At 64.4% G+C, this 2,140-nt stretch carries 2 protein-coding genes; one reads left to right on the top strand and one right to left on the bottom strand.

The window, feature by feature from the left end:
• Positions 1–31: 31 nt before the first annotated feature.
• Positions 32–1,066 carry an aminotransferase-like domain-containing protein gene (locus tag AC1RQK_RS40370; RefSeq protein WP_492815247.1) on the bottom strand — a complete coding sequence of 345 codons (1,035 nt, stop codon included), beginning with the start codon at positions 1,064–1,066 and terminating at the stop codon, positions 32–34.
• 89 nt (positions 1,067–1,155) lie between these two features.
• Between AC1RQK_RS40370 and AC1RQK_RS40365 the strand changes: the two genes are divergently transcribed.
• On the top strand, positions 1,156–1,965 hold the full coding sequence (locus tag AC1RQK_RS40365; protein ID WP_492815245.1) for a glutamate racemase: 810 nt from the start codon (positions 1,156–1,158) through the stop codon (positions 1,963–1,965).
• The last annotated feature ends 175 nt before the right edge of the window (positions 1,966–2,140 follow it).

The following is a 2,140-nucleotide window of genomic DNA, read 5'->3' as shown; positions in this document are numbered from 1 at the left end:
TCCCATCTTCCCCATGACTGCATCTCCATGTTCAGTTTAGGAAGAATAGGTCTTTCTTTGTTTTGTCTCCACCCTCATAGAGGCTCTTGTTGAAACTACCGCAGTGGATCACGCGATCAGCATGATCCAGCGCCTTGAGCGCGGGCAGCGGCGCGCGGCTGTAGTTGAACTCGCTGTCGTAGTCGTCCTCCAGGACCCAGGCGTCATGCGCCTTTGCCCAGTCGAGCAACGCCAGCCGCCGGCTCACGGACATCGTCAGGCCCAGCGGCGCCTGGTGAGCGGGCGTGACGTACACCAGCGCAGCATCCGCATGCTGGCGGATGCCATCCATCGAGATGCCCTCCTCATCGACCCGCACCGGCGAAATGCGCGGCGAGGACAAGCTGAAGAGCGGTACCGCCGACAGATAGGCCGGATCCTCCAGCAGCACGCGGCCCTGCTCGCGCAACACCACGCGGGCAGCCAGGTCGATGGCTTGCCGGATACCGGTCACGATCATCAGTTGCCCGGCGTCGCACCGAATGCCGCGGGTCGCCCGCAGGTAGGCGGCGATTTCCCCGCGCAGTGCGAGGTCGCCGCAGGGATCGTCGTCGCCTAGTTGTTGGGCGGACAACGACCGCAGTACGCGGCTCACATGGCTTCGCCATTCGTCGAGTGGAAACAAGGCGGGATCGGCCAGGCGGGCCACGAACGGCAGGCCCGCCACGACGCGCGTCGGCGCCGCCGCAGCAGCGGTCGAGGCTGCGATGGACCGCGCCCCGGGAAGGCTGTGTTCTCGCAGCGAGAACTCCTCCGGCAGCCTGGCGCTCACGCGCGAGCCCGAGCCGACCCGGCTCGCTATATAGCCCTCCAGGCGCAACTGCTCGAACGCCAGTTCGACAATCCCCCGCGACACCGCCCAGCGCGCCGCCAGCGTACGGGTCGACGCAAGCCGCGCGCCGCGCGGCAGGCTGCCGCCAAGGATGGCCTGGCGGATGCTGCGATACACCCACGCTTGCTTGGCTTCGCCCGCACTCCTTGGCAGCACAGCCAGGTCCAGCACTTCGGCGTCCCGCATCTTCGGCATAAATGGCCCAATTAAAATTGCTTGATTCGGCACTTTTAATTGTACCAATCTGGCGCGATAGTCCTTGCGAACCCACTCACTGAATCGTCATGGAACCCTTCGCCACATTGCATCAACCCATTGGTGTCTTCGATGCCGGCATCGGCAGCTATGCCGCCGTCCGCCTCCTGCAGGAACGCTTCCCGAACCAGGACCTGATCTATCTCGCCGACCGCGCCAGCTTTCCCTATGGCGGCAAGGACAGGCAGGCCTTGCTGGACGCCACCGCGCAAGCCGTGCAACGCCTGCAGGGGCTAGGGGCGAGCGCCATCCTGATGGCGTCCAACGCACCCTCGGTCACCGTGCTGGAGGATTTGCGCCGCACCGCCAGCGTGCCGCTATTTGGCGTGGTGCCGCCGGTTGCCGAGGCCCTGGCGCTGTCGAAGTCCGGGCAAATCGGGGTGCTGGGGGTGCGATCGTTGGTGGAAAGCGCCGAGCTTGGCGCGTATATCGCGGCGGCCAGCCGGGGGCGCGGGCAAGCGTTCTCGTTCAATGCCTCCGCGCTGGTCGAGCTGGTGGAGTCGGGGGCGTTCCTGACCGATGCCGCGCGCACCGGCGCCGAAGTCGATGCATTTGTGCGCGCTATCCTCGCCACGCACCCGGAGATCGACGTCTTTACCTTGTCGTCCACGCACCTGCCCTGGCTCAGCGATTATTTCCAGCGGCTGTTTCCCGGCAAGGCCTTCGTCGATCCGGTACGCGCCGCGGTGGAAGCGCTTGCGCCGCTATCGACAACCGGCACTGGCCGGGTTGTTTGTGCGGTTACGGAGAACCGGGTGCATACGGTGTGGGATTTTCGTTTGATGTTGGCGGGTATGGGGATTGAGTTGGATGTGGTGGTGGTTGGGGAGGGGATTTAGGGGTGGTCGCTTCTTTGAACGGCGTTGGTTTTTGGACCCAAGGGCCGTACGACATCTGCCTGCGGGGTTGGTCGCTGTTTGTTTGAGCGGCGTTGGCTCTTGCACCCAAAAGCCATACGACATCCCCCTGCGGGGGCTGCCGGTCACTCTTCTTTGCGTCGGCAAAGAAGACTAA

This window comes from Cupriavidus sp. GW822-FHT02D05, from assembly GCF_058802485.1.
Note: the sequence above shows the minus strand (reverse complement) of the source record. Positions and strands in the feature narration are given on the sequence as shown.